At 67.3% G+C, this 11,006-nt stretch carries 9 protein-coding genes; 2 read left to right on the forward strand and 7 right to left on the reverse strand.

Annotation, left to right across the window (positions count from 1 at the left end; translation table 11 throughout):
* Positions 1–118 precede the first annotated feature (118 nt).
* The 7 genes from ACOQFS_RS01310 to ACOQFS_RS01340 all read right to left on the reverse strand — a co-directional run bounded on the left by ACOQFS_RS01310 (position 119) and on the right by ACOQFS_RS01340 (position 8,501).
* Positions 119–1,774, reverse strand: coding sequence for a Na/Pi cotransporter family protein (locus tag ACOQFS_RS01310; RefSeq protein ID WP_421561185.1), 1,656 nt, complete (start codon positions 1,772–1,774; stop codon positions 119–121).
* A 343-nt stretch (positions 1,775–2,117) separates the two neighbouring features.
* Positions 2,118–2,966: a phosphodiesterase gene (locus ACOQFS_RS01315; protein WP_421561186.1), complete on the reverse strand. Its 849-nt coding sequence runs from the start codon at positions 2,964–2,966 to the stop codon at positions 2,118–2,120.
* Positions 2,963–4,060 (reverse strand): ABC transporter ATP-binding protein, encoded by a 1,098-nt coding sequence (locus ACOQFS_RS01320; protein WP_421561187.1) that lies wholly within the window; start codon positions 4,058–4,060, stop codon positions 2,963–2,965. The genes ACOQFS_RS01315 and ACOQFS_RS01320 overlap by 4 nt, the downstream gene beginning before the upstream one ends.
* Before the next feature lie 3 nt (positions 4,061–4,063).
* On the reverse strand, positions 4,064–4,933 hold the full coding sequence (locus ACOQFS_RS01325) for a carbohydrate ABC transporter permease (RefSeq protein WP_421561188.1): 870 nt from the start codon (positions 4,931–4,933) through the stop codon (positions 4,064–4,066).
* The gene (locus ACOQFS_RS01330) at positions 4,923–5,807 is read right to left on the reverse strand and encodes a carbohydrate ABC transporter permease (RefSeq protein ID WP_421561189.1); all 885 of its coding nucleotides are present in this window, start codon (positions 5,805–5,807) and stop codon (positions 4,923–4,925) included. The genes ACOQFS_RS01325 and ACOQFS_RS01330 overlap by 11 nt, the downstream gene beginning before the upstream one ends.
* Before the next feature lie 232 nt (positions 5,808–6,039).
* The gene (locus ACOQFS_RS01335; protein ID WP_421561193.1) at positions 6,040–7,158 is read right to left on the reverse strand and encodes a carbohydrate porin; all 1,119 of its coding nucleotides are present in this window, start codon (positions 7,156–7,158) and stop codon (positions 6,040–6,042) included.
* A 92-nt stretch (positions 7,159–7,250) separates the two neighbouring features.
* On the reverse strand, positions 7,251–8,501 hold the full coding sequence (locus tag ACOQFS_RS01340; protein WP_421561190.1) for an ABC transporter substrate-binding protein: 1,251 nt from the start codon (positions 8,499–8,501) through the stop codon (positions 7,251–7,253).
* A 234-nt stretch (positions 8,502–8,735) separates the two neighbouring features.
* On the opposite strand from ACOQFS_RS01340, the gene ACOQFS_RS01345 reads away from it, so the two are divergent.
* Together ACOQFS_RS01345 and ACOQFS_RS01350 are read left to right on the forward strand one after the other, a co-directional pair.
* Positions 8,736–9,455 (forward strand): response regulator transcription factor, encoded by a 720-nt coding sequence (locus tag ACOQFS_RS01345; protein WP_421561191.1) that lies wholly within the window; start codon positions 8,736–8,738, stop codon positions 9,453–9,455.
* 140 nt (positions 9,456–9,595) lie between these two features.
* Positions 9,596–10,993: a sensor histidine kinase gene (locus ACOQFS_RS01350; protein ID WP_421561192.1), complete on the forward strand. Its 1,398-nt coding sequence runs from the start codon at positions 9,596–9,598 to the stop codon at positions 10,991–10,993.
* Positions 10,994–11,006: the final 13 nt, after the last annotated feature.

The following is an 11,006-nucleotide window of genomic DNA, read 5'->3' on the forward strand; positions in this document are numbered from 1 at the left end:
TTCGGGCTGAGCCTGTCGAAGCCAGGGCGCTGCGCTGATTGCCGTAGTCCTTTGGCCAGATCGGTGCGGCCGGGGCGGTTGCAGCGGCGAGTGCCTCGCAACGCCAAAAACGCTTGCTTCAACCCTGCTCGTTCAGCGTGCGCAGGCGGCTGGGCGCCAGCGCCCCGGCGGATTCGAGGATGGGGTAGGCCACCGAGCACAGCAGCGAGTTGATGCGCTTGAGTTCGCTGATCAGGTCGATGTGCAGCGAGCTGGTCTCGATGCTCTGCACCGTCTTGTCCGACAAGCGGGCCAGGTGGGTGGCCGAATACGCGTGTTCCAGGTCGCGAAAGCGCGCCTTTTCTTCCAGCAGCTTTTGCGCGTCGCGCACGCTGCCGTTCAGGAACACGCTCATCGCCAGGCGCAGGTTGTCGATCAGGCGGGCGTGCAGCTCGTTGATTTCTTCCATGCCGGCCTCGGAGAACTGGCGGCCCTTCTTGATCTTCTTGTCCTCGATGTCGATGAGCACGCGCTCGATGATGTCGCCGATCTGCTCCATGTTGATTGTGAAGCTGATGATGTCGGCCCAGCGGCGGCCCTCGCGCTCGTCCAGCGCCTCGCGCGAGATCTTGGTCAGGTAGTACTTGATGGCGGAGTACAGACCGTCCACCTCGTCGTCGAGCTTGCGCAGGTTCTCGGCCAGCTGTAGGTCGTCGGTGCGGATCACCTGGTGCAGGCCCAGCAGCATCGACTCGACCACGTCGGCCTGGTGCAGCGCCTCGCGCGCGGCGCACGAGATGGCCAGCGACGGCGTGGCCAGCGCGGAAGGGTCGAGGTGCTGCGGGCGGGTGCCTGCCGTGGGCTGGGTGCTTGCGGTGGGCAGCAGGCGCTGCACCGCGCGCGCCACGGTGCCCGTGAGCCCGATGCAGATGATGCCCACCACCAGGTTGAAGGCCAGGTGGAACAGCACGACCAGCGTGGCCGTGTCAGGCACATGGGGCCGCACATGCTGCAGCCACAGCCCGGTGAGCGGCGTCATGATGACCACGCCGATGATCTTGAAGAACAGGTTGCCCAGGGGCACCTGGCGCGTCTGCACGTTGGCCTTCAGGGTGGTCAGCACCGCCAGCACGCCGCTGCCCAGATTGGCCCCCAGCACCAGTCCCAGCGCCACATCGGTCGGGATGCCGCCTGAGCCCGCCAGCGCGGCCGTCAGCAGCACGGTGGCCAGGCTCGAATAGGCCACGATGGCCAGCACCCCGCCGGTGAAGATCTCCAGCAGCACATCGCTGGTGAGTGCGCCCAGCAGCGTGCGCACGGTGGGCGACTGCGTGAGCACCGTGGTCGATTCGGTGATCAGCCGCAGCGCCAGCAGCATCAGCCCCAGGCCGATGAGCACCCGCCCCACGCGGCCCACGGCGGTGTCCTTGCGCGAGATGAACAGCACCACGCCCACAAAGATGAACAGCGGCGACAGCCACGACAGGTCCATCGAGAACACCACCGCCATCACGCTGGTGCCCACGTCCGCCCCCAGCATCACGGCCAGTGCGGCTGGCAGGCCCACCAGCCCCTGGCCCACGAACGACGACACGATGAGCGCCGTGGCGGTGCTGGACTGCACCACCGCCGTCACCCCCACGCCCGAGAGCACGGCCGTGAATCGGCTGCTGACGCTGCGCGCAATCAACTGCCGCAGGTTGGCGCCAAACACCCGCAGGATGCCTGTGCGGACCAGGTGGGTGCCCCAGATCAGCAGCGCCACGGCTGCCAGCAGATTCAACAGGTGCTTCATGAAATACCGTCTTGCTTCTTCTTCTTGTGCCAATGCCGACAAAGCATGCGCCATGCCCAGTGCGGGCGCAAGCGGCAAAGCTCGCGCCCGCGCAGGCAGGGCGGGTTCACTTCATTTCTGTGCCCGGGGCTTGCAGGCTGGGCGGGCGCTGGGCGGAGCCGGCTGCGCGACATCCGGGGATGAGGGGGCAGGGGAATAACCCTGCGCCTGGGTCATGTGTCACAAAACTGACACACAAGCATACTCCTGATTTTGCGGGTGCGCAGCCATGCCCCTGCAGGGGCTGGCGTCAATCCGCCCGCATCCCGCCATTCGGCGGTGCGCCCATCCATCGAGAGACCCATCAATCGATCAGCTGGCCGCCGTCATGAAACGGAAACGGCCCCGGGTATTGCCCGCTGGCCGCCATGTGGCTGACCAGCCGCCCGCCCTGCGGCAGCGCGTGCAGTGCAAAGCCCGGCGGCTCCAGCATCCAGGCCGAGGCCGCATCGCTCGCCAGGTCCAGCCGCACCTGGTGCGCGGGTGAGGGCACGGTGGCGGCCACCGTGCCGCCAAAGCGCACCTGGATCGCCCGGTGCAGGTGGCCGCAGATCAGCCGCTCCACCTGCGGATGGCGCGCCACGATGGCCTCCAGCGCCTCGGCGCCCTCGCGCAGCCCGATGTCGTCCATGTGACCGATGAGCGTGCGAAACGGTGGGTGGTGCAGGGCGATGACCACGGGCCGGCGCGCGTGGCGGGTGAGTTCGGCGTCCAGCCACTGCAGGCGGGCGGTGCACAGGCGGCCCTCGCTGGCGCCGGGCACCACGGTGTCGAGCGCGATGAGCTGCAGCCCGCCCACCGGCACGCTGTACTGGATGAAGTCTTCGTCGCCGCCCTCGCCCAGGTAGGCGTGGTCGGCAAAGCTGGCGCGCAGCTGGGCGCGGCTGTCGTGGTTGCCGGGCAGCAGGTACACCGGCATGGGCAGCGGCGCCAGCAGTGCGCGCAGGTGAGCGTATTCGGCGGCGCGGCCAAAGTCGGTCAGGTCGCCGGTGATGACCACCGCATCGGGCGCCTGGGGCAGGCGCCCGATGCTGGCCACCGCCTGGGCCAGGAAGGGCGCGGTGTCGATGCGGCCATAGGCCAGGCGGCCGGGCTCGCGGATGTGGGTGTCCGACAGCTGCAGCAGCAAGGTGTTGTTCAAGGTGGTGCTCATGGGGTGGCCTCCGTGGGGGCGGCCTCCGGTTCCAGGCAGGGCATCAGCCGTTCGGGCGCAATGCGCACGGCCACGGTGTCGCCGGCGCGGGCGGGGTGGTCGCGCGCCACGTCGGCGCACAGCGGGGCCTGGTCGGCCAGGGCCAGGGTGAGTTGTACACGGTCGCCCAGAAAGCTGCGGCGCGTGACCTGCGCCTGGCCCCATCCGGAGGATGCGCCGGGGCCGGCAGAGGCGGTGGCGCCCACCTCGATGTCTTCGGGGCGCACCAGCAGGGCCGCGTGGCCTTGCAGGGCCGGCGGGCAGGGCAGCTGCCAGCCGCCCAGGGGCAGCGCGCCGGCAGGGCTGGCGCCGCCGCGCGCGAGGCGGTTCACCCGGCCCAGGAACTGCGCCACGAAAGGGTGGGCCGGAGCGCGGTACAGCGTCTCGCCCGCGCCCACCTGCACCACCTGGCCTGCGTTCATCACGGCCAGGCGGTCGGCCAGCGCCAGCGCTTCCTGCTGGTCGTGCGTGACGTGGATGGCGGTGATGTGCAGGCGCCGCAGCAGCTCGGCCAGCTCGTCGCGCAGCGATTCCTTGAGCTTGGCGTCCAGTGCGGTGAGCGGCTCGTCCAGCAGCAGCACGCGCGGGCGCACGGCCACGGCCCGAGCCAGTGCCACGCGCTGGCGCTGGCCGCCCGAGAGCTGGCTGGGCCGGCGGTCCAGCAGGTGGCCGATCTGCAGCATGGCCGCCACTTCGTCGATGCGTTTTTGGCGCTCGGCCTTGGGCATCTTGCGCATCTCCAGCGCAAAGCCGATGTTGTCAGCCACGCTCAGCGTGGGGTACAGCGCGTAGCTCTGGAACACCATGGCGATGTCGCGGTCGCGCGGGGGCATGCCCACCACGTTCTTGCCGCCAATGCGGATCTCGCCCTCGGTGGGCTCGTCCAGCCCCGCAATGATGTTGAGCAGCGTGGATTTTCCGCAGCCCGAAGGGCCGACGAGGATGAGGAACTCGCCGGGTGCGACCTGGATGTCCACCTTGCGCAGCACTTCCACGCTCTTGTCGCCCTTGCCGAAACGCTTGTTGATGCCTGCAATGTCGAGTGATGACGCCATGATTTATCCCTTTACCGCACCGGCCGTCAGCCCGCGCACAAAAAACTTGCCTGCAAGAACATAGATCACCATGGTCGGCAGGCCCGCGATGATGGCGGCCGCCATGTCCACGTTGTAGGCCTTCACACTGCTGCTGGTGTTGGCCAGGTTGTTGAGCCCCACCGTCACGGGCTTGGAGTCCGTGCCCGAGAACACCACGCCGAACAGAAAATCGTTCCAGATGTTGGTGAACTGCCAGATCAGCGTGACCATCACGATGGGCGTCGACAGCGGCAGCACGATGCGCCAGAAGATCTGCCAGAAGCTCGCTCCGTCCATGCGCGCCGCGTTCACCAGCTCTTTCGGAATGGCCGCGTAGTAGTTGCGAAAGAACAGCGTGGTGCCTGCCAGCCCCGCCAGGCAGTGCACCAGCACCAGCCCGGAGATGGAGCTGGACAGCCCCAGCCAGCCCAGCACCTGGCTCATGGGCAGCAACACCACCTGAAAGGGCATGAACACGCCGAACAGCAGCATGCCGAACAGCACATCGCTGCCGCGAAACTTCCACAGGCTGAGCACGTAGCCGTTGACCGCGCCCCACACGGTAGAGATGAGCACCGCCGGCACGGCCAGGGCCACCGAATTCATGAAGAAGGGGCGCAGTCCGTTGCAGTCCACGCCCGTGCAGGCGCTCTGCCAGGCCGTGCCCCAGGCCGACCAGTTCAGCGCGCCCGGCAGGGCCAGCAGCGAGGTGCTGCGGATTTCTTCGGCCGTCTTGAAGGACGTGACCAGCATCGCATACAGCGGCAGCAGAAAGAAGGCGGTGGCCAGGGCCAGCACCGCATACACCAGCAGGCGGCCCACGGAGGGGAACAAAGAAGGCTTAGCGGTCATGGGGTTGGGTCCGCAGTTCGCTGTAGAGATAGGGGATCACCAGCGCCGCCACGGTGGCCAGCATCATGGTGGCGCTGGCCGCGCCCAGGCCGATCTGGCCGCGCGAAAACGACATGGTGTACATGAAGGTGGCGGGCACATCGGTGGCAAAACCGGGGCCGCCGGCCGTGAGCGCCATCACCAGGTCAAAGCTCTTGATCGCCAGGTGCGACAGCACCATGAGGGTGGAGAAGAACACCGGCCGCAATGCGGGCAGCACGATGCGCCAGTAGATGCGCGGCAGCGAGGCGCCATCGACCTGCGCGGCCTTGATGATGCTGTCGTCGATGCCGCGCAGGCCGGCCAGGAACAGCGCCATCGCAAAGCCCGCGCTTTGCCAGATGCCGGCGATCACCACGCAGTAGATGGCCATCTCGGTGTCCACCAGCCAGCCGAATTCGAAGTTGGGAAAGCCCCAGTCCCGCACCATTTTTTCCAGCCCCAGGCCGGGGTTCAGCAGCCATTTCCAGGCCGTGCCCGTGACCACAAAGGACAGCGCCATGGGGTACAGGTAGATGGTGCGCAAGGCACCTTCGGCGCGGATCTTCTGGTCCAGCAGCACGGCCAGCACCACGCCGATGGCGAGCGACCCGCCCACATAGCCCACGCCGAAGATGCCCAGGTTCTTCAAGGCCACCCACCAGCGGTCCATCTCCCACAGGCGCTCGTACTGCGCCAGGCCCGCCCATTCGTAGTTGGGCAGCATGCGCGACACGGTGAGGCTGAGCACGCCGTTCCACACCATCAGGCCATAGATGAAGGCAAAGCCCAGCACAAAGGCGGGGGCCACCACCAGCTTGGGCAGCCAGTTTTCAAACGTATTGCTGTGCTTCATCACCGGGTGGCCTCGGGGTCAAGCGGCCCGCTCGCAGCAGGCCGCGGCGGGCGCTGCGCCAACGGTGCATGGGGGTCAATCTTCATGGCTGCAAATCAAGGTTGTGCAGATCGCACATGTCAAAAAAGGGGGGCACTGAGGCCCCCCAAGAACAAAGTAACCTCTGGATCACTCACTCATTTCACTCGCTAACTCACTCCCTCTCCTCTCTCTTTTTCGCTCGTCGCCATGCTCACCACCAGACCTCGTACTGCACGCCCACCAGCGTGCGCGAGGTCTTGCCGTTGGCGCCGAAGGTCGCGGCATTCGCCACAGCCGCGGCCTGGTTCCAGTTGGCCTTGGTCACGTACAGGCGCAGCTCGGGGCGCGACCAGAAGTCTTCGCTCAGCGCCAGGGCGCCCGCCAGCGTGGCCTTGGACAGGCGCTGGTCCGGCCCCGCGCCCTTGCGCGTGGTGGTGGACAGCTCGGCCAGCATCTTGAAGTTCTTGGTGAACGCGTACGAGCCGCGCGCACCCAGCGAGAAGTCCTTGGTTTCCACACCCGTCACGTCGGCCTTGTTCGTCTGGTAGCCGATCAGGGCCTGGCCGCCAAAGGCACCGCTTTGCCAGTTGATGGAGTCCGCAATGCGCACCACGCGCTTGCCCGGGGTCAGGCCGTCAATCGCCTCGAACTGCCCATCGATGCGGGCATGGCCGCGCGAGGTCTGCAGGAACAGGGCGTTGCTCATGCCCGGCAGCAGAAAGTCCTTCTGGTTGTGCGAGATCGAGATGCCCGAGCCCGAACCGCCGTTGGCCTGGTTCTTGCCATTCACCGCCGTGAGCAGCACGCGCAGCTTGCCGCCGGGGTTGGTGTTGATCTCGGACAGGTCGGCATTGATGCGCTGAGCCTTCACGTTGTTCGGCAGGTTGCCGTCGAACTTGTCGCCGGTGAAAACGCCCACACCCAACTTCATGCCGCCCACCGGGATGTCGGTCACGCCGGCGCCGATGTTGTCGCCGTAGTTCATCAGGAAGTAGTCCACGATGTGCACGTCCTGAATGCGCAGGCGGCGCTGGCCCACCCAGAACTTGGCTTCGGGCGCGAAGCCGAAGCCGCTCATCTCCACATAGGCCTGCTCGGTGCTGATGTCGCCGCTGCCCCACTTGGCGGGCATGTAGTTCACCTTCCACTTGATGCCGCCGGTCTCGAAGCCCCGCGCAAAGTTCACCTCGATGCCGTTGTCACCCTCGTTGCCCAGGCGGTACTTCTGCAGTTCGCCACCCAGGCCGATGTGGCCCTTGACGCCGTCGGAGTGGTTGAACACCGGGCCACCGCGCGAGTAGCCGTTGAACTCAAAGCCTGCCACTTCCATGGCGAACCCAGTTTGCGTCAGGCATGCGGCGGCCAAAGCCACCGCCGTGAGGCGGTTTCTTGTCTTCATGATGATTCCCTCTCAGCTTGGTTTTATTTGGTCTTCGCGGCGGTCGCGATCTTCTTCATGGCGTCGGCGACGGTGATCTTGTCGTCGTTCCAGAACTGGCTGACCACGTCCTTGATGGCGCCTTCGGTGGCCGGGGCAATCGCCATGCCGTGGGCCGCGCTGGGCACCAGCCCGCCGCTCTTGGCGGTGTCCACAAAGTCCTTGGCGGAGGCCTTGGCGCAGTCGTCGAACTTGTCCATGGGCTGGCCCGCACGCACGGGGATGGAGCCCTTGTTCAGGTTGAACACTTCCTGGAAGGCCGGGCTCATGATGGCGCTGGCCAGGTCGCTCTGCGCCTTCTGTGCGGCGGCGTCCTTGAGCTTGAACAGGATGAACGAATCGACGTTGAAGGTGAACGCGTTGGCCGAACCGGGTGCCGCAGCGCACAGGAAGTCCTTGCCCGGCGCCTTGCCTGCGGCCAGGAACTCTCCCTTGGCCCAGTCGCCCATCAGCTGGAAGCCCGCCTTGCCCTGGATGAGCATGGCCGTGGCCAGGTTCCAGTCGCGGCCGGGGGCGCCGGGGTCGGTATAGCCCTTGATGCGGCGGAAGGTCTCCAGCGACTTCTTCATGGTGTCGCTGGTGAGTGCGGTGTTGTCGAGCTTGACCAGTGCGTCCTGGTAGAACTTGGCGCCGCCCACGCCCAGCACCACGGATTCAAAGGTGGTGAAGTCCTGCCAGTTCTGGCCGCCGTGCGCCACGGGGATCACGCCAGCAGCCTTGAGCTTGTCGGCGGCAGCAAAGAATTCGTCCCAGGTCTTGGGCATGGCGGCCACGCCGGCCTTCTTCAGGGCCTCGGAGCTGCCCCACATCCAGTTCACACGGTGCACGTTGACGGGGGCGGCCACGTAGGCGCCCTTGTACTTCATCACGTCGGCAACGACCTTGGGGAGCAGCTCGTCCCACTTCTCGGCCTTGGCCAGCGTATCCATGTTGGCCAGCACGCCTTCGGCGGCCCACTCCTGGATGGCCGGGCCCTTGGTCTGCGCGGCCGAGGGTGGGTTGCCCGAGATCACGCGGCTCTTGAGCACCGTCATGGCGCTGTCGCCGCCACCACCGGCCACGGCAAAGTCGCGCCAGGTGTGGCCCTTGCCCTGCATGATCTTCTTGAGTTCGGCCACCGACTTGGCCTCGCCGCCCGAAGTCCAGTAGTGCAGGACCTCGACCTCCCCCGCGCTGGCCGACATCGCTGCCGCCAGGCCCACCGCCACTGCGGCGATCTTTGTCATCTTCCACATACCCTTGTCTCCTCGATGTTTGAACCCGTTGCTTGGGTGCGCCACCCTGCGGTGCGTTCAGCGCAGTCGGTACTTTAATTACAATAATTAAAGCTCTTATCGGGACTTTCCCGGGTGTCGGTGCCATGCCAACACCGTCACCCTGTTATCCGATTACGGCGCACCCGCTGACGGCATTCGGCCCTGCTCGTTGTCTCCGTTCGTGCGAGTGGGTGCTTTGATATGCTCAAACCCATGGCCACGATCCTGATTGTCGAAGACGACGCCCTGCTGCTGGACGCGCTCACGGGCCAGCTGCAGCAACTGCAATTCGGGGTGTGTACGGCCTGCAGCGTGGCCGAGGCCAAGGCCCTGCTGCAGACCCAGGCGGTGGACGGCATCATTCTGGACCTGGGCCTGCCCGGTGCCGATGGCATGGACTTGCTGACCTGGGCGCGCACCCACATTGCCGGCCTGCCGGTGCTCATTCTGACGGCCCGCGACGGCGTGGACGACCGCGTGCGGGGCCTGAACGCTGGCGCAGACGACTACATCACCAAGCCCTTCAACATGCAGGAGCTGCAGGCGCGCCTGCAGGCCATGCTGCGCCGCGCGCGGCAGCCCGCGTTCACGCAGGCCAGCAGCGCGGCCGGTGCGCAGCACACCACGCTGGGCCCCCTGGTGCTGGACCACACTGCCCAGGCCGCCGCCCTGAACGGCGATGCGCTGGACCTGACCCAGCGCGAGTGGGAGCTGCTGGCGCTGCTGGCGCACCGTGTGGGCGAAGTGGTCACGCGCGACGACGTGCTGGCCGCCTGGCGTGCCAGCCCGGTGGCCGAGCCCGGGCAGGCCGCAGCACCGCTCGCGTCGAACGCGCTGGAGGTGTATGTGCACCGCCTGCGCAAGAAGCTCGACCCCTCGCCCCTGACCATCCGCAACATCCGGGGGCTGGGGTACATGCTGAACAGGCCGTGATGAAGTCCCCCCTGAGATGCTTCGCATCTTCCCCCCACGGGGGGGACGCCGCCAGCGCGGCGGGGCGGCCCTTGCGCGGCGGCACTGGCCTCGGTCGCGCCAGTTGCAAGCCGCGCGCCACTTGATTTTCACGGCCATTCATGCGCCACGTCCCTGGGGTTTCGCTTCAACGCAAGCTGCTGCTGTGGCTCTTGCTGCCGCAGCTGGTGCTGTGGCTGTCGGGCGGGTTTCTGGCGTGGCGGGTGGCGCTGCAGAACGGCGAGAAGGGCATTGACCAGACGCTGACACAGTCGGTGCGGGCGCTCGCGCGGCAGATCAAGCCGATCGGCGACGGGCTGCTGGTGGACTTTCCAAAAGCCGCGCAGGACATCCTGGAGCAGGACCCGACCGACCGCGTGACCTACATGGTGTCGTCGCCCCCGGGGCGCTTCCTGCTGGGCAATGCGCAGCTGCCCCCGCCGCCGCCCGTGGACCTGAACGTGGGCGAGCCCTATCTGTACCACGCCCGCGTGGACGACAAGGCCGTGCGCGTGGCGCTGCTGGATGTGGACTACGGCACGCCCCAGACCCGCCAGACTCTGCGCGTGCAGGTGGCCCAAAGCCTGACGGTGCGCGAGCGCATTGCGCAGGAGCTGCTGGAGCAGATGCTGCTGCCCATGGGCCTGATGGGCCTGGCGCTGAGCGCGGTGGTCTATGCCGGCGTGCTGCGCGGCCTGCAGCCCCTGAAACGGCTGGAGGCGCAGATCGAGCAGGCCGGCACCCGCCCCCAGGGCGGCGCCAACGACCCGCTCGCGCCCATCGAGCTGACCTCCGCCCCCCAGGAGGTGCATTCGCTGGCCAGCACCCTCAACCGCCTGCTGGAAGCCGTGGCCCGCGGCCAGCAAAAGGAAAAACGCTTTCTGAACGACGCCGCGCACCAGCTGCGCACGCCGCTGGCCGGGCTGATCGGCCAGACCGAGCTGGCGCTGCACGAAAGCCACGAGCCCGCAGTGCAGGAGCGCTTGCACAAGGTGCTGTCCGCTGCCCAGCGCAGCGCCCACCTGGTGCACCAGCTGCTGCAACTGGCGCGCTCCGAATCGAACGTGGAGATGCAGCCCACCGACCTCGCCGCCCTGGCCCGCGAGGTGGCGCGCGAATGGGCGGCCCGCGCGCTCGCGCAGGGCATCGACCTGGGTTATGAGGGCGACGACACGCTGTCCGTGCAGGGCCACCCGCTGCTGCTGCGCGAGGCGCTGAACAACCTCATCGACAACGCCCTGCACTACGCCGGCCACGGCGCCACCGTGACCGTGCGCGTGGCCCCCGAGGAGCCCGGCCGCTGGGCCCTGCTGGTGGTGGAAGACGACGGCCCCGGCGTGCCCGCCGAGCACCTGGGTGACCTGTTCGCGCGGTTCTGGCGCGGGTCGGACAAGGCGGGCGGCTGCGGGCTGGGGTTGTCGATCGTGGAAGAGATTGCGCTGCGGCACGGTGGGCGCACCGTGGCGGAGCCGGTGGTGCCGCGGGGGCTGAGGGTGGGGGTGCGGGTGCCGAGGGGTTGAGCCTGTCGAAGCC

The organism is Paracidovorax sp. MALMAid1276 (assembly GCF_049198005.1).
GTDB lineage: Bacteria > Pseudomonadota > Gammaproteobacteria > Burkholderiales > Burkholderiaceae_C > Acidovorax.